This is a genomic window from Chitinophaga ginsengisoli, from assembly GCF_003014595.1.
Classification (GTDB): Bacteria; Bacteroidota; Bacteroidia; order Chitinophagales; family Chitinophagaceae; genus Chitinophaga; species Chitinophaga ginsengisoli.
This window is the reverse complement of sequence record NZ_PYGK01000001.1, coordinates 684824-705619: the sequence shown is the minus strand read 5'-3', so window position 1 is coordinate 705619 and position 20796 is coordinate 684824. Positions and strand designations below refer to the sequence as shown.

Genomic DNA, 20796 nt, shown 5'->3' with positions numbered 1-20796 from the left:
ATCAATTTTTTGTTAACAGGTAGGTATACTCATAATTAAAATGCTCCTGCGCCCGTCCAGACCATCTTCCCGCCGTCCCGCGACTTAAAACTGATCTACATCATAGATATATCTTGTGTTGCAATAAAGTTAGTATGTGCGAAAAGTACATTTGTTCCCCATCCTGCTACACCAGACAGTCGCTATTCACTCAATTTCATAACTGGTCCTTCCCTACTCTCGGCCGGCACGGTCTCCTCAGAACAATCCTAATTGCCCCTCGGTTCAGCACTACCTCGCCCCAACCTGGCCCTCAGAACAATTTCAACTGCACCTGCGGACGTTCAAACAGCGATGTATTGAACTCAAAACGTTCCTGGTTCATTCCCAGTCTTTTCGTGTGCACCTTGAATTGTTGCCGGATCATATCTGCAATATTCCCTGCTCCTCTCATCCGCCGGCCGAAATCACTGTCATTCACATGGCCATCATGCAGGCTCTCTATCTGATGCCATACTTTATCGGCCCTGTCAGGAAAGTTCTTATACAACCAGTCATTGAATATGATCTTCACCGCATCATTCAGGCGAACGACAGTATACCCTGCAAACTTCGCACCATTTGCCGCAGCTGCTTCCAATAAAGCTGGCATCTCATGATCATTTAGTCCCGGTATCATCGGTGCAGTCATTACCCCTACCGGAATACCCAGGTCACTCAGTTCCTTCACGATCTTCAGACGCTGTGCTGCGGTGGTAGTGCGCGGCTCCATCTTCTGCCGCAGATCCTCCTGCATAGTGGTGATAGATACGTATACACATACCAGGTTATGCTGCGCCATCTGCTGCAGGATATATTTATCTCTCAGCACCAGCGAGTTCTTTGTAATAATACCAATAGGCTGCTTATAATCCAGTGCTATAGCCAGCAACTGGCGGGTCAGGAACATCTTCCTTTCCAGCGGCTGATAACAGTCCGTATTGCCGGAAAGGGAAATAGGTTTGGGTACCCAGTTCTTATTATCGAGGAATTTCTTCAACAATTCCGGTGCATTCCGCTTCACCACGATCTTCCGTTCAAAATCAAGTCCCGCGCTCATACCCCAGAACTGATGCGCATTACGCGCATAGCAATAGATACAACCATGTTCACAGCCCTGGTAAGGATTCATAGAATACCACATCCCTACATCCGGGCTGTCCACTTTATTGACCAGCGTTTTTGCATGCTCCTCCAGTATCTGGGTAGGCACATCTGCCTGCCACCACTCATCGATACCTTCCACATGCTCCTGCGCATACTCATTCCGGAGATACTTGTTCTTAGGATTTAACTGGGCTCCACGTCCTTTGTAATAGGGATTTTCAGGAATCCCCTCCTGAAATGGCAAGGTCATACAGCTAATATTTTTAGTAAAAATACTAAATTAATTAGCTATTTACCAAATCATATTATTTCCATCTTTTGCATGAGGAAAGTCGCATTCTTATTACGCGCTACACCTTCCCGGATGCGGTAATCGAAGAATAGCTGATCATCTTTAATGGTACTCTCAAAACAATAATTACGGATACGCTGAGGATAGGTCTCCTCCATATGTCCCAGCTCCAGGTCATGCGTGGCAATCATTCCCAGGCAGTGATACTGCAGGAAATGTTCTATCAGCCGCCGGGAACCTGCCAGTTTATCTTCGGAGTTGGTGCCTTTCAATATTTCATCCAGCAGGATAAATACCGGCGCGCCGCTCCTAAGCACTCCCACTATCTGTTGCAGACGTAATAGCTCCGCCTGGAAATAGGACGTATGCTTGGCTATGGAATCTTTGATACGCATAGAGGTCATGATCTGCATCGGACTACAGGCAAAGCTGGCAGCACATACCGGCATTCCGCGAAGCCCCAGCACCAGGTTACTACCCACGCTGCGCAGGAAGGTGCTCTTTCCGCTCATATTAGACCCTGTAATGATCAGGAACTGTTGTGGAGCACCGATACCAATATCATTACGTACGCACTCCGCCGCCGGGATCAGTGGATGCCCCACACCGGTGGCCACCAGCTGGGTCTCATTATCGTTAATAGAAGGATAAATATATTCCGGATGATTATAGGCAAATGTGGCCATACTGTTCCAGACCTCCATTTTCTCGATCACATCCAGCCAGCCAGGCAATTCGTTCTTATAACGGGATTTCCATTTTTCAAGGGCTATTATACAATGCAGATCATATAATACCAATGAATTCAGGAATACACCTATCAGCAGGTTCAGACGCTGATCCAGCGCATTGCAGATCTTCGCCAGTTGACTCAGCGCTGTTTTCGCGGCAAGGGCCTGCTCATGCTGCGCTCTCAGCAGCGTCGCATTTTCTGCCTTTTCCATACTGATCAACTGCAGCAGCCATGATAGCTTACCAAATGTCTTCTCCTTATTGGAAATGAGCTGATGTTGCGCATTTACCTTCTTTATCTGCGATCCCAGTATAATCCAGTTCACACAGAGGAAAAAAGTGAACACATAATATTCGTCCGCTACAAAATAATATACCGCTCCTCCCAACAACAGCAGGGGCATTAACCAGCGTGCAATGTTGATCCACTTTTCATTCAGGAATTCATATGGCATGGATAACCACCTATACAGGCCGGGTATATCCTCGGGCTGTTCCCCTATCAGCGATGCATGCGCAGCAAACAACTGCCGGAATTTAAACCGCGGTGTCAGCTCCCGCACTACCTCCTGTTGTTGCCTGATGTGTACTGCGTCCATCAGGGGTTGTTTCAATGCATCTGCCAGCGCTTTCGCTCCCATTAATGTGCCGGTACGGTTCATATGCGCATAAAGGGAAGCCTGGCCGAATACGTCGAGATCGCCGGTATAAGGATGCTGCTCATCTCCAAACCGGTTGCCGTCATCAAAACCCGATTGCCCTGTAGCCGCCAGCCGCCATTCCTTTTCATTCAGATCCAGCAATGTTTTAAGCAGAGCCAGTTTCTCCTGTTGTGAAAGGTAACGCACCAGTACCACGACAAACGCCGCTAGTGGAAGCAATCCTGTCAGTAACCAGGTATAGTCAAAATCGCTGCGGAAGAATTTATATCCGCAGAAAAGGACACCTGCAAAACATAACAGCCTTATCCAGCCCAGCGCACTTAATCGCCGCTGTACTTGTGTCATTTCTGATTTATAATCGTTGATCTGCTGTTCGTAAATGGCTAAAGGGGCCATGGGTTATCGCATTAAGGTGAAGATTAAAACAGTCCTAAAAATACTCATCCTTCGCTTGTATACGAAGGATGAGCACTAAAAGAGATATATGAAATCGGTTTATGCATATTGTCTTTTCAACAGCTCCGGATGCTCTTTGCTTATTTTCAGCAGCAGTTCACCGAACAGTGTATTGGCCCATGCAAACCATTTACGGGTGTATTTGGTTGGATCATCTTTATGATAGGACTCGTGGATGAAACCTGTGCCACCATCTGTATTACGCAGTGTTTTCAGACATTCCGCAATTTCTTCCGGATTGCTGGTGGTCAGCGCCTTCATGATAATACTCATCGGCCAGATAAAATCAGGTCCGGTATGCGGACTACCTACACCATCACCATATTTACCCTTGTAGAACCAGCAATGGAAAGTGCTCCATACAAAGTGACGGGCATTCTGGTATAATGGATCATCCACAGTGGTATATCCCAGGTAAGGAATAGACAACAGGCTTGGTACGTTGGTATCGTCCAGGAACAGGCGGTTACCATAACCATCTACTTCCAGGGGATACATATGCCCCAGCTGCGGATGCTCTACGATAGCGTATGCCTTGATCGCCCTGTCCACTTCGTCGGCCAGGTCGCGGCACTCTTTTGCAAAAGCAGCATCTTTGAACACCACTTCACTGATCTCAGTCAGCTGACGCAGGGATACTACGGCAAACATATTGGAAGGGATCAGGAAAGGGAAAACGGTCGCATCGTCAGAAGGACGGAAGATAGACACGATCAGCCCCACCGGCTGCATAGGTGCGCCCCAGCCACTATTTGGAACAGTGTCTGACTGAACCGGCGTTTTACGCTGGAACTTATAAGGGCCTTTGCCTTCCTTACGCTGTTGCTCCTTGAACGTTTTCACGATCGACTTAGCCGCCTTTTTATAGTTGTCGTCCAGCACGCTGGCATCACCACTCTCTTTCCAGTAGTTGTAAGCCAGACGTACGGTATAACAGAGGGAGTCAATTTCCCATTTACGCTCGTGCAGTTCCGGCTTCATTTCAGTCAGGTCAGAATCCCATTCGCTACCGGTTGGCCCTTCGTTGAAGGCATTCGCATAAGGATCGATCAGGATACATTTTGTCTGCCTGTTCACCACCCCTGCAATCAGTTGTTTCAGTTTGTCGTCCTCTTTTATCAGGGACAGGTAAGGCCACACCTGCGCAGTGGAGTCACGCAGCCACATCGCATGGATATCGCCGGTCAATACGAAGGTGTCCGGACGGCCCTTTTCCACTTTGAACTGTACGGTAGTGTCCAGTGTGTTAGGGAAACAGTTCTCGAACATCCAGGCCAGTTTAGGATCTGCGATCTGTTGTTTAATTGCTGCGATTGTTTTTTCTACGGCCTCGCTGGTGAACTTACGTTGTGCCAGCGGCGGACGTTGGGATACATAATCTGCCGTCATACCCAGTACTGCCTTTGGAAAACCCAGCGCCACAGCGCCTGCCAGCAAACTGCTGTTCCTGATAAAATCTCGTCTTGCCACCATTTCTGATATAGATTTTCTATTACGATTGCCTTTGTTTCTACGAAATGCAACTCATAAACGTGAATAATGGCTGTAAAATAAAAAAATGTGTGAATATTCCGCAGTTACGATTTTCGTAAATTACATCCCTAACCGGCCCCACGTTGCCATAATACGTTCAAACACCAGAACAATATGACTGACAATTCATCACATAAGATCCGTATCGTTACGGCGGCTTCCCTTTTTGACGGCCATGACGCAGCGATTAACATCATGCGGCGCATCATGCAGACAAAAGGCGCGGAAGTGATTCACCTGGGGCATAACCGTTCAGCTGCAGAAATTGTGGACTGTGCCATCCAGGAAGATGCCCAGGGTATTGCCATCACTTCTTATCAAGGTGGTCACCTTGAATTTTTCAAGTACATGTATGACCTCCTCCACGAGAAGGGCTGCGGTCATATTAAGATATTCGGCGGAGGCGGGGGGACCATCCTCCCTTCCGAGATCGAAGAATTACACCGTTATGGCATCACCCGCCTCTATTCCCCCGACGACGGCCGTCATATGGGCCTGGAAGGTATGATAGAAGATGTGATCCGCCAGTGTGATTTTCCTACCACTACGGGGCTGAATGGACATCTGCATGAACTGCCTTCCCGCAATGACAAACTAATAGCGCAGGCTATTACCGTTGCAGAAAATGATCATCTGAGTACTCCTCTTCCTCCTGCAGAAACAGGCAAGGGCGTGATACTGGGCATCACCGGTACCGGAGGCGCAGGTAAGAGTAGTGTGACTGATGAAATTGTACGGCGTTTCCTGCATAGCTTTGATAAAAAGACGATTGCCGTTATTTCTGTGGATCCTTCTAAAAAGAAGACCGGCGGCGCACTACTGGGTGACCGTATCAGGATGAATGCCATCCATCATCCCCGGGCCTACATGCGCTCCCTCGCCACTCGTGAGAGCGATAAAGCTGTCAGCGCGCATGTACAGGAAGCACTTGATATCTGTAAGACTGCCGGTTTTGACCTGATCATCCTCGAAACTTCCGGTATTGGCCAGAGCGATACGGCTATCACCGATTACTGTGATGTTGCCCTCTATGTAATGACACCGGAATACGGCGCCGCTTCTCAGCTGGAGAAGATCAATATGCTGGACTATGCCGATGTCATCGTTATCAACAAATTCGACAAAGCCGGCGCACTGGATGCCCTGCATGATGTGCGCAAACAATATAAACGTAACCACGGACTATGGACCACCGCTGATGATCAGCTGCCTGTTATCGGTACCATCGCCTCCCAGTTCAATGACCATGGCATCAATCAGCTGTTCGAAAAACTGCTGGCCGTGATAGGAGAAAAGACCAACGTCCGCTTTGGCGACGTGACCCATGAAACGGCAGACGCTACCACTACCAAATCCCAGATTATCCCTCCTGCCCGCACCCGTTACCTGGCAGAGATCAGTGAAAGCATCGGGGACTATGGCCAATGGGTAGAGGAACAGTGTGGTATCGCTACCCGCCTGTACCAGCTGCAAGGAGCTGCCGCTCTCTTACATGCATCGCAACAGGCAGCCTTGGCGGATATTGCCAACCAGCTGCGTACACAGCTCCACCCGGAATGTCAGCAACTGATAGACAAGTGGCCCGACCTGCAAAAACAGTACAGTGCTGAATTTTACGAATACCAGGTGAGGGATAAAGTGATCAGACAGCCGCTTTACAGCGAAAGCCTGTCACAGTCCTCCATTCCCAAGATCAGCCTTCCGCGGTATAAGGACTGGGGCGATATTCTTCGCTGGCAGCTCACCGAAAATGTGCCGGGAGAATTCCCATACGCTGCAGGTGTATTCCCACTGAAAAGAGAGGGAGAAGATCCTACCCGTATGTTTGCGGGCGAAGGCGGTCCTGAACGCACCAATAAACGCTTTCATTATGTATCCATTGACCAGCCGGCGAAACGCCTCAGCACCGCCTTTGACAGCGTGACCCTCTATGGAGAGGATCCTGCTCACCGGCCAGACATCTATGGTAAGGTGGGTAACTCGGGGGTAAGCATCGCTACCGTTGATGATGCGAAAAAACTATACAGTGGTTTCGATCTCTGCGATCCGAAGACCTCCGTATCTATGACCATCAACGGTCCCGCCCCCATCCTGCTGGCCTTCTTTATGAATGCAGCTATCGATCAGCAATGTGAAAAGTATATAGCACAACACGGACTGACCGATAAAGTAAATGCCATCATCAAAGAAAAATTCAAAGACCATCCGCTGCCACACTATAACGGAGACCTTCCGGCAGGCAACAATGGACTGGGCCTTCAGCTCCTGGGTATTTCCGGAGACGAAGTACTGGAACACGAGGTCTACGAAAAGATAAAAGCCCATGCGCTGAGCACCGCTCGTGGCACAGTACAGGCAGACATTCTAAAAGAAGACCAGGCGCAGAACACCTGTATTTTCTCCACGGAATTTGCCCTTAAACTAATGGGAGATGTACAGGAGTATTTCATCAAACAGAAAGTTCGCAATTTCTATTCTGTCAGCATCTCCGGTTACCATATTGCCGAAGCGGGAGCCAATCCGATCACACAGCTGGCCTTTACGCTGGCAAACGGTTTCACCTATGTGGAATATTACTTGAGCCGCGGCATGCACATAGATGATTTTGCGCCCAACTTATCTTTCTTCTTCAGTAATGGTATGGACCCGGAATATGCGGTTATCGGCCGCGTGGCAAGACGCATCTGGGCAAAAGCCATCAAGTATAAATACAAGGGCAATGACCGTTCACAGAAACTGAAATATCATATTCAGACCTCCGGACGTAGTCTGCATGCCCAGGAGATAGATTTCAACGATATCCGGACTACGCTCCAGGCATTATATGCCATCTACGACAACTGTAACTCACTGCACACCAACGCCTACGATGAGGCCATTACCACGCCCACAGAAGAAAGCGTACGCAGGGCTATGGCCATCCAGCTGATCATCAACCGGGAACTGGGTACTGCTAAGAATGAGAATCCTGTACAAGGCTCTTTCTTCATAGAAGACCTGACCGACCTGGTGGAAGAAGCCGTACTGGCCGAGTTCAACCGCCTCACGGAAAGAGGTGGCGTATTAGGCGCCATGGAAAGAATGTATCAGCGGAACAAGATCCAGGAAGAAAGCCTCCATTATGAAATGCTGAAACATACCGGTGAATATCCTATCGTAGGTGTGAACACTTTCCTGAATAAGAAGGGCTCCCCTACTGTCATTCCCGGTGAAGTGATCCGTTCTACACAAGAGGAAAAAGAGTTCCAGATCAACACCCTCACGGCCTTCCGCAAGCGACACGAACACCGCAGCGCGGCAGCGCTCAAACAGCTGCAGGAAGTGGCGGTCAATAACGGGAACCTGTTCGAGGCCCTGATGGAAACAGTAAAACACTGCTCCCTGGGACAGATCACCCACGCCTTGTATGAAGTCGGAGGCCAGTACAGGAGGAATATGTAAGCCTTGACTTCTATGTTGCAGGAGCTGCTCCTTTCCTGCGTGTAGGCGCAGCTCCACTGATTATGTTTGCTGACACAATATTAGCGCGATTATTTTCGTGACTCCGGTCGATGTCCACAGGACACCGGCATGTGTGAATAGAGATCATATCGCTGTCCTATAAGCTCAATATTTGCTTCAATACCAAAACCAGTTCCCCGTTTCCTTACGTATTCGTTTCGATAAACTTTGAGATAGCTTTATCCTGCGTTCATCTTCCGTTAAAGACGGAGCATGAACGCAGGATAAAGTAATCTCAAAGCTTATCGGAACGAATCTCAATCGAACAGGAAGTTTGGGCCTTGGTGACAACCTGCCCTAAAATAAAATGCCCCTGCATAAATTATTTATGCAGGGGAAGAAAATCTCACAAATACAATACGCAATGCAAGATTTCATTGACGTGGAATTAGATAATATTTTACGTGGAATCTATATACGTGGAACTTATAAAGGCTAATATTCTAACATGGAATTACATAAAAGCATTAACGCAGAATCATAAAAGCATTAACATGGAAATTTATAAAAGCAATTTTTAACGTAACATGGAAATATAATAAAAGCAATACGGTCAAAAATCTACATTTCTTCGTTCTTTTGAATTTCAGGTAGCGGGTTTTCAAAATTGGCACTTGCTACGGCAGAAATTCTGACTTAAATTTTGGTCCTTTCAGATACTTTCGTTTCGTTACACAATCTTAATTAAATTTTTGTTAATAAAAAACTTTTTTAACATCTTTTTCTGAAAAAAAATAAACGCGAACGGCAGGTAATCTGACTAAAATCGGCCACCACAGAGCATTTAAAATCATTTTCACCTATAACTTTCAAAGTATTTGTATTTTACACTCTGATAGTATTTTCATATGTATACGAAAGAAATAGAAATCACTTTGCTACAATTAGCAAAGGACCTGTTAAGAAAATTGCAGCAAAAAGAAACCATTCAGGATCTGGACGAAACCCTGGATGGCCTGCGCCGGGTGATCATTTACAATGACTGGCGCTATTATGTGCAAAGCGACCCCGTTTTAAGTGATTACGAATATGATCAGTTGTATGCCTGGTTGAAAGAACTGGAAACCGGCAATCCAGACAAAGTCAGCGCAGATTCCCCCACCCAACGTGTAGCTCAGGGCCTCACAAAAGCCTTCCCCACAGTACAGCACCTGGTACCCATGCTGAGCCTGGAAAACTCTTATGACGCAGACGACCTGAATGACTGGGACCGCAAGGCCAGGGAGATCAGTGGTTTGAGTGAAATAGAATACTGTATCGAGCCGAAGTTCGACGGCGCCAGCATTTCATTAATATATGAGAACGATAAACTTACCAGGGGCGCTACCCGCGGCGATGGCGTATCTGGTGAAGATATTACCACCAACATCCGGCAGATCCGCTCTATTCCCCTGGGCGCCAGTTTCGCCGCTCATGGTATCCAGACTATTGAGATAAGAGGAGAAGTTCTGATCAATAAAAATACTTTCAAAGCCTATAACGAACAGCGCGCGGCAGACAATCTGCCGCCACTGGCCAATCCGCGTAATGCCGCCTCCGGATCCCTTCGTATGGTGGATCCCCGCGAGGTAGCCAAACGCGGGCTGGAAGCGTTCCTCTATCATATGAGCTATCATACTATGGAAGATGGAAAGAGGGAACCGGAAGAGATCAGGACACACAGCAATACACTTCAAATGTTATCACAGCTGGGCTTCCGCTCACCTGCAAAAGAAATGAAAGTCGTGAAAGGTATTCAGGCTGTCATTGACTATGTACTGGAATTCGAAAAGGAAAGAGACAGCCTGCCATACGAGATAGACGGCATGGTGATCAAAGTGAATGATTATGCCCTGCAGGACCGCCTGGGTATGACCACACATCATCCCCGCTGGGCCATGGCTTATAAGTTCAAGGCCAGACAGGCCACCAGTAAGCTGCGGAAAGTAGAATTCCAGGTGGGAAGAACCGGCTCTGTTACGCCAGTAGCGAAAATTGATCCTGTTCCTATCGGTGGTGTTACGGTGGGTTCCATTTCCCTTTTTAACGAGGATGTGGTGCGTGAAAAAGATCTCAAGATCGGGGATACGGTACTGGTTGAAAGAGCGGGTGATGTGATCCCTTACATTGTAAAATCGCTGGCCGACCTGCGTGACGGCTCAGAAGAAGATATCAAGTTCCCCACTAAATGCCCCGTTTGCAATGAGCCGCTGTTCAAGCCGGAGGGTGAAAGCGTATGGCGATGCATCAACCTGAACTGTGAAGCACAGGTGGTGGAAAGAATGATCCACTTTGTTAGTAAAGATGCTATGGACATCCGCAGCCTGGGTGAAAGCAATGTACGCAAGTTCTACAGCCTGGGCCTGATGAAAGACATCCCAGGTATTTATAAGATGGATTTCGGCAAACTGGAACAACTTGAAGGTTTTGGAAAGAAATCGCTCACCAATCTGCAGGCTGCTATAGAGCAGTCTAAAACACAGCCATTACACCGCCTGGTGTTTGGACTGGGCGTACGCTATGTGGGAGAGACTACCGCTAAAACACTGGCGAACGCAGTCAATCACCTGCTGGACTATAAAGAATGGACGGAAGAACAATTGCTGGAGCTGGAAGATATCGGGCCTAAAGTAGCAGGTAGTATCAAACAGTTCTTCCAGACAGAAGACAATATTCACATGCTGCAGGAATTGGAAACATTGGGTGTAAACCTAAAAAGCACCAGGGCTGATCATCCTGCCGGCGGCAGCCTGGATGGGCAGACCTTCTTATTCACCGGTACACTCAACAAACTGAAACGCAGTGATGCAGAAGCAATGGTGGAAGAACAGGGAGGAAAGATCCTCAGCGGTGTAAGTAGTAAACTGAACTTCCTGGTAGTGGGTGACGATGCGGGCAGCAAGCTGGAAAAGGCGAAAAAGATCAACACCATCAGAATACTGAGTGAAGATGATTTCCTGAACCTGATCCAATCTCCCACCACACCAGAATAAACAGGTATATGGACGATAAATATTACATGCAACAGGCACTCCGGGAGGCCAAAAAAGCTTTTGATGACGGGGAAGTTCCTGTGGGCGCTATCGTGGTGATGAGCGATAAAATAATAGGTAAAGGTTATAACCAGGTAGAAAGGCTGAACGATTGTACCGCACATGCGGAAATGATCGCCTTAACATCTGCATTCAATTACCTTGGCAGTAAATACCTGATGGAGGCTACGCTGTATGTTACACTGGAACCTTGCCTGATGTGCGCAGGCGCCCTTTACTGGAGCAAGATCGGGCGTATTGTATATGCCGCGAAGGATGATAAGAACAGCTACCGTAAAGTAGCAGGCGATACTTCTCCTTTCCATCCTAAAACAAAATTAGAGCAAGGCCCTTGTGAGGAGGAAAGCCTTCAGCTTGTCAAGACCTTTTTCGAACAAAGAAGACTATAAAACAACACCGGGGTTATCTTCATCAGATACCCCCGGTTGCTTTTACTTTTTAAGAAGATCATTGGTTATTTTCTGTTCTCCATCAGTTTATTCATGGCCATCATCTGCTGCATGGTATGATCCATACCTTCAGATGAACCGTCCAGGAAGATCACATTACCTTTGGAGTTTTCCGCAAAATGTTTGATCGCTTCTGTCCACATGGAGAAGAGGATCACAGAAGTATCCAGGTTAGCCTGCTGCATTTCCTTAGCCGCCATAGTCATACCCTTCGCTACCTCTTCACGGAACAGCGCCACACCCATACCGCGTAACTGTGCTGCCTGACGTTCTGCCTCCGCAGCGATCTTGATAGCGTTACCATCTGCTTCAGCCGCTTTGGTTTTGGTGATCAGTAATGCCTGGCCTTCATTCTCAGCCGCTGCTTTCAGGTTATTGGAGGCTACCACCTGCGCCATAGATTTCATGATGGCCTCATCGAAAGTGATGTCGTTCATTTGCAGGTCCTGCAGATGATATCCCCAGTCTTCCAGGGTCTTGTCAATCTGCTCTTTTACGTGCTCGGTAATATCACGACGCAATCCCAGTACTTCCGACTGGCGTTTGGTCGCCACAAAACCACGGATAGAACCTTCAATAGTACGGATCAGGGCCTGCATGAAGCTGCGCTCATCTACGAATTTGAAAGCAACATTCTTCAGGGTCTGTTCATCCTGGTTCCATACAGAATACAACAGCATGGCCTTGAAATAAACATTGGCCTGATCAATAGTAATAGCCTGGAATTCCAGTTCCACAGAACGGTTCTGGATAGAGATACGTTTAAATACTTTCTCAATCAGAGGGACCTTGAAATTGAGCCCGGGGAATAACACGCGGTTGTACTTTCCGAAAATTGTGGTGACGCCGATCGTACCCTGCTGTACTGTCACGAAGCTGGAAAAGATGATCAGTACAAGTAATACGGCGATGATAATGTATACAGTACCCATATATTGGAGTTTATGGGTATAAATGTATGATAAAAGACGGCAATATGGAAATGACTTTAGATGAGAAAGTTAATATTTAAAGAAGATACAAACAACGGACGAAAGCCGGGTCAAAAACACAACGAATGAAGAAAAAATGCTTTACTTATATCCTTTGTTTTCTTCTGAAATAAATATAGACGTCATCAAGTTCAATCTGCTTCAGTTGATAGGCCAGACGGGTTTTAAGATCTCCCGTCTCATCTTTTATCTTTTTATATTGAAATTTTAACGCTTCATATCTTGCAGTTATCTCCTCCGCCGTTGCTGAACCGTCAAGCTGCAGTATACTCAATGCACTTTCCTCTGTAATCATGGCAATAGGGGTTTCAGAATGTCTTTCTAACGTTTTAAATCTGTTTCGGTTAATGCCACTAAATTAGTCGAGTTTGTTTTGGGTTCAAATACCCAAGCTTGGGTATTTTTATACCGCCGGCCTGTACCTGGACAGTATCAAATATTACACAAATTATTGATAACCAACCTTTCTTGCCAGAGCTATCAGCTCGGTCGTATTCCGGACTTTCAGTTTGATCCTGATGTTCTTCCGGTGGGTTTCAACGGTATACCGGCTCAGGTTCAGTTCTGCAGCTATCTCTTTATTATTCAATCCTTTAACGGTTAGTTTCAGGATATCGCGCTCACGGAGTGTCAGCTTACTGATCACGTCTTCATGCTTACGACGCATAACGTCCAGCATAGCTTCCGCCAACTGGTCATTCGTGTCCATCGCCATGGTCATATCCACAAATGCACAGATCACTTCTTTTACATTTCCGTGTTCATCCCGGGTATACGGAATGGCCATCCCCGTCAGCCAGTACCAGTTTTCGGTACCCCGTTTGCGAAATCTTAATACTCCCCCGAAAACATTCTTATTCTCTTTGAACGACTGTTGGGCTATCACAGCCAGATCAAAGTCATCCGGATGCATGATATCTCTGAAGAAATCCAATCCCATGCTATTCATCTCCGCTATAGTATATCCTGTTACATCTTCCATATAGCGGTTACACCAGTTGATCGTCTTTGTACTATTCTGGTGTGTATAAAGCAAGGCTGGTACGTTGTTCAGAAGACTTTCCAGCGATTGGATCCGTGTCTTTAATAGTTCATTTTCTTTCTGCAAGGCGTTGAGGGAATAGTTCTGGCCCATGTCCGAATCTGTCAACATACATTAAGTTTTATACAAACAATAGCTGAAACCAATAGGTCAAGAATGGCGCAATAATCCCCACCTCCCAAACATCAGCGTAGGATTTGTATAGTATTGTAACTTTAACGTTTATACGAACAGGAATGTAATACGAAATTTGTTACAACGCTTAACGTAAATATAAAATAAAAAAGCATATATCCAACACAATTGGTATGCGAATTGGGCGGAACCACCTAGTTCGTTCCGGAACAATGATAGCAGGCAGGACCTGTTTTGATATTTATGAGATTAGGCAGTAAATTTGGAAACTCTTTTTGAGACACATATTCATTAACGTATTCATTAACGCAATAAAACATTAAGTTATGGCATTCACACTTCCGAGCTTACCGTACGCACACGACGCACTGGAACCGCATATCGACAAACTGACAATGGAAATTCACCACGGTAAGCACCATCAGGCTTATGTAGACAACCTGAATAAAGCAATTGCCGGTACTGAAAATGAAAATAAATCCCTGGAAGAGCTGGTAGCAAACGCTGGCAAAATCAGCCCTGCTGTTAGAAACAATGGTGGTGGCCACTGGAACCACAGCTTCTTCTGGAAAGTGATCGGCCCTAATGCTGGTGGTGAGCCTACAGGTAAACTGGCTGATGCTATTAAGAGCACTTTCGGTTCTTTCGCTGAATTCCAGGAGAAATTCGCGAATGCAGGTGCTACCCGTTTCGGTTCAGGCTGGGCCTGGCTGCTGGTAAAAGATGGTAAACTGGAAATCTCTTCCACTCCTAACCAGGACAATCCACTGATGGATGTTGCTGAAGTAAAAGGTACACCAGTACTGGGTATCGACGTATGGGAACATGCTTACTACCTGAAGTATCAGAACCGTCGTCCTGAATACCTGAAAGCTTTCTGGAACGTTGTAAACTGGGATGCAGTTGCTAAGAACTACGAAGCTGCTATCTAATTCATAACACATTGCTGTAAAGCCAGAGGCCGTATCATGCGTATGATACGGCCTCTTTCATATAGACTACTTATGTAAGTAAATGCAATCTGCTTACAACTGTTTGATCTTTACGTTTTTGAACCATACTTCACTGCCATGGTCCTGCAGGTCGATGTGGCCTTTCTTTGTTTCTCCATACTTCTTCGCATCCTTCCATTTTCCTTCTGCTTTCGCTTTTTTCCACTTAGGAGAACCGATCTGGTAGTCTGCCGTTTTCTGGCCATTCAGCCAATGCTCTACATGTCCTTTGTTCACTACAATACGTGTATGATTCCATTCACCTACTGGTTTTGCAGCCTTTACCAACGGTGCGCCCATTGCATAGTTAGCACCTGTTTTCTGCCACTCTTCCAGTTTCTCAGGAAAATTCTCATCATCTATTAACTGATACTCCGGACCACTCAGGTAAGCTGCATCTTCATCTTCAGAAGCCAGATAAATGATACCGCTATTACCCTTAGGCGCTATTTTCCAGTCTGTCCTGAACTCAAAGTTCTCATATGTATCATTGCTTGTCAGGTCAGCACGTTTATCACTCTTGTCTTTCTCGCTACCCAGGCAATGTAATGTTCCATTTTCGGCTGTCCAGCTGTTAGACGTTTTGCCTTTGTAGATATGCCATCCGTCCAGGTTCTGGCCATTGAAGAGCAGTGCCCAACCTTCTGATTTTTCTGTGTCTGACAATACATTCTGCGCAGTATCTGTTACAGGTGCTGCTTGTGCAGTTGTATCTTCTTTTACAGTAGCAGAATCTTTACTGGTGGAACCGGTGCCGCCACCACATGACATTACACTGATTGCCATTACTGACATTACGGGAACAAATAATTTCTTCATCATGATTGCTTTTTTATTTGTTTATCAATTTGAGGGCCTTAGGATCCCACTGAATAATACGGTTTTGAAAATAACTATCGTTGCACAACAATGCAGGCGCAGCGGCGCGATAACCAAACAGTGCATCTTCACTTACTTTACCGCCTGTACGCATAGCATTGAACAGGTTGTAAAAATGATCGAAGTGCGCCCCTTTATATCCTTCTTCCGCCATGTATTCCTGTTTCTCAGGTGGCAGCATATCCTTACGGTGATAGACATATTGCTTGCCCGGATCCGCATCCTTTTTCCCCTGTGTTAAAGGATCAGAGGCATCTGCATTGTTTTTGTTTTTGTACAATGTCACCTTATCCCATTCCACGGTCATAGAGCCTTCGCTGCCTACCATACGCAGATAGTTAGTGCCACCGGTACCATCTACAAAGTTTACACGCAGTGAGAGATTGAATGCAGGATGTATTTCTGTTTCGGGATAGTCAAACATACCCAGCATAATATCGGGTACTTCACGTCCGTCTTTCCAGTAACGCAATCCACCAGTCGCCATTACTTTCTCCGGACCGATAGCGCCCGTTACAAAGTGAAGGCTGGAGAACAGGTGTACAAACAGATCGCCGGATACGCCTGTTCCATAGTCTCTGTAATTACGCCAGCGGAAAAAACGTAAAGGGTCAAAATCCCGCTTCGGCGCATGTTCCAGGTACGTAGTCCAGTCAACCGTTTTCGGAGATGCATCAGCCGGAATAGGGTATTGCCAGGCGCCAAACGGAGACATACGGGCCCAGAAACCCTCTGCATAGTTGAGCTTACCAATGGCGCCTTCCTTTAATAATTGTTTTGCCTTTTCATTCCCCAAGGAACTCATACCCTGACTACCCACCTGGTATACCACCTTGCCGTTCCGCTGTTGTGCTTCTACAACCGCAGGACCTTCCGTGATATCATGTACCATGGGTTTCTCACAATACACAGATTTGCCTTTATTCATAGCTGCTACGGAGATGTCCTTGTGCCAGAAGTCGGGCGTAGCAATAATGACAGCATCCACATCCTTCCGCTCCAGGATCTCCCGGTAATCGCGTGTAGTGGCAATATCATTACCCCATTTCTTCTTTGCATCTGCCAGGCGGCCGTCATACAGATCGCAGGCGGCAATCAGTTTAACGCCCGGTACTGTAATCGCCGTGTTGGTATCTGCTGTACCCATACCGCCTGCACCGATCAGCGCAATCTGTATCTGATCATTGGCGCTATACTTTTCGTTGACGCGATAAAGTGACTGCATATTTCGCTGCCTGTCAGCAGCCGTGATGATGTTGGGCAACAAAGATGCGCCTACGACACTCTTAGCCAGTTTGGTAATAAAGCCCCGGCGTGAGTTGTTGTTAGAATTTTCAGGCATGTGTTTTCATTTAGTTTTACAATAACGTGTGTTGGAGCATAAGAGAAGTATAATTTATAATTAAAAAGCGGGAAATCATAATTTTCCGCAGGAATAATGGCGTACCTATAAATGAGAATAGTCCATAGACGAGCGCCTGTAGCGGCTGTCCATGGACTATTCAAATATTATTTACAGATTGATCTTGTTACTTCAATAACTGCTGATAACGCTCTGGTTTATGTAATACAGCAATAGCTTCATTCACTTCATTGTCGCTGGACAATGATTTTTCTATACGTCCGCGCTGCATATAATAGCGGTTCACGATCTCTTCTTCCAGCAGGCGTTTGATTTCCTGTTTATTTTTAAGCAGGTCCTGTTTCTTATCATGTTTCATTTTTACCTGCAATGCCTCAAACTCTTTCGCTACTGCATCATAGTACTTTTCTTTTTTTGCGGTAGACTGGAAACTTTCCAACGCCTCTTCACTACGTGTTTTGTAGCTATAATTCCGGCCATCGAGGTATTTCAGAAAATCTGCAAAGTCATCTTCGCTGAGCGTAAAGGTACTGGCCTGTGGTGCCTTCGGATGGCTGTAATAATACTGGGTAGCGTAGTCAAAAATGTATTGTTTGCGCAACAGGGTGATAGCCACCTGGCTGAGCAGGGTAGGCTCTACGGCATCATCCGGCTCAACACCACCTCCGTCTCTTACTTTACGACCCGCCAGGGTATTGAATGAACGGCGGAGCGAATCCGGCATGGATTCCACTTCCCCATCACTGTTGCGATGGGAATAGTCGATAGCCTGTATACAACGACCGCTGGGGGTATAGTATTTGGCAGTGGTTACCTTTAGTTTCGCATTATAAGGCAGCGGACGGGTAGTTTGCACCAATCCCTTACCAAAAGAACGCTGGCCGATAATAACCCCTCTATCGAGGTCCTGGATAGCACCTGCCACAATCTCGGAAGCTGATGCAGAAGAGCGGTTGGTCAGTACTACCAGCGGAATATGTGCATCTACGGCAGGTTCTTCTGTTTTGTACTCCCTGTCCCAGCTTTTCACCTTTCCTTTGGTGCTGACGATCAGTTTATTTTTGTCTACAAAGATATTGGCCACAGATACCGCTTCATCCAGCAAACCACCGGGATTACCTCTCAGGTCGAGGATTAAACCCTTCATAGTCGGATACTGTTTTTTCAGTTCTTCAAAAGCACTCTGTACCAGCTGTCCGCTGTTCTCTGTGAACTGGGTCATCCGGATGTATCCAACATCGCTGCCTGTAATACCGGAGAAGCTCACTGCTCTTACATTTATTTCTTCCCTGATGATCTTTTTATTGCTTTCAGCGCCTGTTACAGGATGTTTGGTCACCATTGCCAGGGCGGAGCCGGGCGCGCCTTTCAGCATACGGCTGATCTCTTCCTGTTCCATGCCTTTGGTAGATTTACCATCCAGGGACAGAATAATGTCTCCTGGCTTTACGCCCGCTTTATCCATCGGGCTGCCTTCGTATACGTCCGTAATGACGGTGCGGTCACTATCAGTGTTAACAGATACCCCTACCCCTCCGTATCTGCCGGTGGCCATAAATTTCAGCTCATCCAGGTTCTCTTCAGGCACAAAGTCCGTATAAGGGTCTGTTTCTTCCAGCATGGCGTCAATGCCCTTATACATGAGTTTTTCGGGTGGCAGATCATCCACGTAATAGGTATTTAGCTCCCGGTAAAAGGCGGCGAATATGTCGAGGTTCTTGGCTATTTCAAAGTATTTGTCCTTATCATTATAATAGCCCATGATACTCATACCGCCACCTATCAGCAGCACCAATACCAGCACAATATTTCTTTTTCTGCGAAAAAATGCACGCATAGGTCATTCAGTTAGAGTGAGAATAATCTTCCGGTGTGAAATTTACTTAATCTATTACACATAAACTGTTAAACATTGGGATCTGTTCTGATATATGACAATCTTCCAACCGGTATCCGGTGTGCAGCCTCCTTTTGGGAAGGACCTGTTCAGGGTACGGGATCATGTCCATGTCCGCCCCAGGGGTGGCAGGACAATATGCGTTTAATGGTCAGGTAGCCGCCTTTCATGAGCCCATACTTCCGCAGGGCTTCCACACCATATTGCGAGCAGGTGGGGGTATAACGGCATTTAGCACCCAGTAAAGGGGATATTCCCCATTGGTAGATCCTGATCAGCCATATAAACGGGTAACTTAAATATTGGAAGACTTTCATTGCGCCACAACCTCTTTTTCCAGTTTCTTTAAAATTACCGAAATTTTGTGGTGCAGGGTGGCGTAGGGCGCTATTTTCTTGTCTGTATAAATGAAGAAGAGGGCCAGTTGCTTGGACTGGCCGGAGAGTGCGTCATATAATTCCTGCTTTTGCAGGCGCCAGCATTCGCGTGTAAGACGTTTTACACGGTTCCGGTCCACTGCATGGGGGAACTTCCTGGTGGATGCGCTAAAACCAACCTGGACGGGATATTTATTCGCAGGTTGATCTACCGGCATATAAATTACCCGGTAGGGAAAAACAGAAAACGCTTTTCCTTCCCGAAAAAGCGTTTCAATGAGTTTTCTGCTTTTTAACCTTTCTTCCTTGTTAAAAGAATAAGTTTTTATGGCAAGTCTGATTTATCATCCCAATAGCGATACATTCTGTTCTATCAAGAACCAGCCTTAAAACCTGCAAGCACTGGGCTATGCAGTTACGCAGCGGCTCTCTCTTATTTCAGCTTCCGCTCGTCAGAAACAGTTAATTTCTTACGGCCTTTGGCTCTGCGGGAAGCTAATACTTTACGGCCGTTAGCAGTTTCCATTCTCTTTCTGAAGCCATGAACGCTCTTTCTGCGTCTGTTATGCGGTTGAAAAGTACGTTTCATTTTAATATTTTGTTTTTACCTGTACTATACTAAACACTATCCCGGATTGCGGAATCCTGTTTTTAAAACGGAAGGCAAAGGTAGGGAAAAATATCAAATAGTAAAGTGTTTTCTAAAAAAATCTGCCCCGGATACCGGGGCAGACATATTTTTAAGTAATAACCTGATATATCGGATTACTTGATACCCAGTTTGGTTTTCACCATTGGAGCCAGGTCATCGCTTGCAGGAGATACCAGCAGGATACCAGCTGAGCTATCCAGTACATAAGCGTAACCTTTTTCTTTAGCCACATCTTCGATTGCCTTACGTGCTTTATCGTAGATTGGTTTCAGGATTTCGGAACGTTTTGCTTCAATCTTCTGCTGTGCGCTTTCCTGATAGTCCTGGATATTTTTCTGTGCAGTCTGGATCTCTTTAGTTTTGATCTCCTTGATGTTATCAGTCATTGTTGCTGCACTTTTATCGAATTCGGTCAGTTTCTTCTGGTATTCTTCAATCAGCCCTTTACCATCTTTATCCAGTTCCTCAGCATACTGCTGCAGTGTTTTCTGTGCAGTCTGCGCTTCTGGCATAGCCTCAATCAGCGCTTGTGCATTAATATGTCCAACTTTGGACTGAGCCATTGCATTTACGCTGAACAATCCTGAAACTGCCACGAAAGCAATAATTACATACTTCTTCATGATGTTGTCTGTGTTTAAAAAACTTTTAATACTAAAACTAAGGTTATAAAATGGTTTAAAAG

The 20796-nt window shown here is 46.3% G+C and carries 17 protein-coding genes; 4 read left to right on the top strand and 13 right to left on the bottom strand.

The genetic code is table 11. The annotated features are described in order from the left end of the window. Nucleotides 1-292: 292 nt before the first annotated feature. The 3 genes from CLV42_RS02990 to CLV42_RS02980 all read right to left on the bottom strand — a co-directional run bounded on the left by CLV42_RS02990 (nt 293) and on the right by CLV42_RS02980 (nt 4740). Nucleotides 293-1375 (bottom strand): PA0069 family radical SAM protein, encoded by a 1083-nt coding sequence (locus CLV42_RS02990; protein WP_106600398.1) that lies wholly within the window; start codon nt 1373-1375, stop codon nt 293-295. 50 nt (nt 1376-1425) lie between these two features. Further along, a complete protein-coding gene (locus tag CLV42_RS02985; RefSeq protein ID WP_106600397.1) occupies nt 1426-3207 on the bottom strand; it encodes a MutS-related protein in 1782 nt (593 codons plus the stop codon). Nucleotides 3208-3306: 99 nt separating this feature from the next. Continuing rightward, nucleotides 3307-4740, bottom strand: coding sequence for a glycoside hydrolase family 125 protein (locus CLV42_RS02980; RefSeq protein WP_106600396.1), 1434 nt, complete (start codon nt 4738-4740; stop codon nt 3307-3309). Nucleotides 4741-4914: 174 nt separating this feature from the next. Between CLV42_RS02980 and CLV42_RS02975 the strand changes: the two genes are divergently transcribed. From CLV42_RS02975 to CLV42_RS02965, 3 genes are all read left to right on the top strand, one after another. Beyond that, a complete protein-coding gene (locus tag CLV42_RS02975) occupies nt 4915-8241 on the top strand; it encodes a methylmalonyl-CoA mutase family protein (RefSeq protein WP_106600395.1) in 3327 nt (1108 codons plus the stop codon). Between the two features lie 908 nt (nt 8242-9149). Further along, nucleotides 9150-11273: an NAD-dependent DNA ligase LigA gene (gene ligA, locus CLV42_RS02970; protein WP_106600394.1), complete on the top strand. Its 2124-nt coding sequence runs from the start codon at nt 9150-9152 to the stop codon at nt 11271-11273. Nucleotides 11274-11281: 8 nt separating this feature from the next. Continuing rightward, the gene (locus CLV42_RS02965) at nt 11282-11722 is read left to right on the top strand and encodes a nucleoside deaminase (RefSeq protein WP_106600393.1); all 441 of its coding nucleotides are present in this window, start codon (nt 11282-11284) and stop codon (nt 11720-11722) included. A 65-nt stretch (nt 11723-11787) separates the two neighbouring features. Here CLV42_RS02965 and CLV42_RS02960 read toward each other — a convergent pair whose 3' ends face one another. The 3 genes from CLV42_RS02960 to CLV42_RS34125 all read right to left on the bottom strand — a co-directional run bounded on the left by CLV42_RS02960 (nt 11788) and on the right by CLV42_RS34125 (nt 13927). Continuing rightward, a complete protein-coding gene (locus tag CLV42_RS02960; RefSeq protein WP_106600392.1) occupies nt 11788-12714 on the bottom strand; it encodes an SPFH domain-containing protein in 927 nt (308 codons plus the stop codon). 145 nt (nt 12715-12859) lie between these two features. Next, on the bottom strand, nt 12860-13069 hold the full coding sequence (locus CLV42_RS02955) for a hypothetical protein (protein WP_106600391.1): 210 nt from the start codon (nt 13067-13069) through the stop codon (nt 12860-12862). A gap of 153 nt (nt 13070-13222) precedes the next feature. Further along, nucleotides 13223-13927, bottom strand: a complete 705-nt coding sequence (locus CLV42_RS34125) for a LuxR C-terminal-related transcriptional regulator (RefSeq protein WP_106600390.1) — start codon at nt 13925-13927, stop codon at nt 13223-13225. A 350-nt stretch (nt 13928-14277) separates the two neighbouring features. Here CLV42_RS34125 and CLV42_RS02945 point away from each other — a divergent pair, with 350 nt between their 5' ends. Beyond that, complete coding sequence (locus CLV42_RS02945) at nt 14278-14883, top strand: superoxide dismutase (RefSeq protein ID WP_106600389.1); 606 nt, start codon at nt 14278-14280, stop codon at nt 14881-14883. Nucleotides 14884-14976: 93 nt separating this feature from the next. Here CLV42_RS02945 and CLV42_RS02940 read toward each other — a convergent pair whose 3' ends face one another. The 7 genes from CLV42_RS02940 to CLV42_RS02910 all read right to left on the bottom strand — a co-directional run bounded on the left by CLV42_RS02940 (nt 14977) and on the right by CLV42_RS02910 (nt 20734). After that, nucleotides 14977-15765, bottom strand: coding sequence for a 3-keto-disaccharide hydrolase (locus CLV42_RS02940; protein WP_245901428.1), 789 nt, complete (start codon nt 15763-15765; stop codon nt 14977-14979). A gap of 10 nt (nt 15766-15775) precedes the next feature. Further along, nucleotides 15776-17164, bottom strand: coding sequence for a Gfo/Idh/MocA family protein (locus tag CLV42_RS02935; RefSeq protein ID WP_106600388.1), 1389 nt, complete (start codon nt 17162-17164; stop codon nt 15776-15778). Nucleotides 17165-17351: 187 nt separating this feature from the next. Beyond that, nucleotides 17352-19022, bottom strand: a complete 1671-nt coding sequence (locus CLV42_RS02930; protein ID WP_106600387.1) for a S41 family peptidase — start codon at nt 19020-19022, stop codon at nt 17352-17354. Nucleotides 19023-19171: 149 nt separating this feature from the next. Further along, complete coding sequence (gene yidD / locus CLV42_RS02925) at nt 19172-19399, bottom strand: membrane protein insertion efficiency factor YidD (RefSeq protein ID WP_106600386.1); 228 nt, start codon at nt 19397-19399, stop codon at nt 19172-19174. Then, complete coding sequence (locus CLV42_RS02920) at nt 19396-19788, bottom strand: ribonuclease P protein component (protein ID WP_106600385.1); 393 nt, start codon at nt 19786-19788, stop codon at nt 19396-19398. The genes yidD and CLV42_RS02920 overlap by 4 nt, the downstream gene beginning before the upstream one ends. Before the next feature lie 104 nt (nt 19789-19892). Further along, nucleotides 19893-20048, bottom strand: a complete 156-nt coding sequence (rpmH, locus tag CLV42_RS02915) for a 50S ribosomal protein L34 (RefSeq protein ID WP_012788729.1) — start codon at nt 20046-20048, stop codon at nt 19893-19895. A gap of 176 nt (nt 20049-20224) precedes the next feature. Next, a complete protein-coding gene (locus CLV42_RS02910; RefSeq protein ID WP_106600384.1) occupies nt 20225-20734 on the bottom strand; it encodes an OmpH family outer membrane protein in 510 nt (169 codons plus the stop codon). Nucleotides 20735-20796: the final 62 nt, after the last annotated feature.